Below are 578 nucleotides of genomic sequence, written 5' to 3' on the forward strand. Positions count from 1 at the left end.
GGCCCGCAGCCGGTGACGGAGCTCGAGCTCGGCGATCGGCCGGCCGGGCGTGTTGGTGGCGAAGCAGGTGAGCCTCATGCCGTCCGCGTCCGTGAGCCTCAACTGGGCCCCAGGATGCGGACGCTCTTTCCTCACGATCAGCCGCACGCCCTCGGGCCGGCCGTCCAGGACGTCGCCGGTGAGCTCGGCGACCCAGGCCCCGTCACGGACCTCGCCGTCCGCCCCGACGGCCGGCGTCCAGGCCGAGGCGGGAACCTTCAGGACGTGGCTGTGGATGACGTCGGTGATCACCATGCCGACCGAGTAGGACAGCCACCGTCCTCGCTGGGCGAGCCAGGCGACGAAGTCGTGGGTACCGCCCGCGGAGTCCGTGCGGACCAGGGTCCGGCGCCCACGCCGGTACTTCTTTGGCAGCTGGGCCAGGGCCAGTTGGGCGGCGGTGATGTGGTCGGACGCGGTGTTGTCGGGTAGCCCCAGCGCATTACTGCGCCGGGGCCCCCTCAGAGTGAAGTAGGCTGCCGACGAGGTGCCTGTGGTTCGGGTCCTTTTCCGACAGCCCCTTCCCGAACGGTACGGGC

The 578-nt window shown here is 71.1% G+C and carries 1 pseudogene; it reads right to left on the reverse strand.

Going from position 1 to position 578, the window contains the following annotated elements:
- A pseudogene (locus tag AC5P09_RS52090) lies at positions 1 to 462 on the reverse strand (transposase); the annotation flags it as partial.
- Positions 463 to 578: the final 116 nt, after the last annotated feature.

The organism is Streptomyces sp. a15 (genome assembly GCF_059026085.1).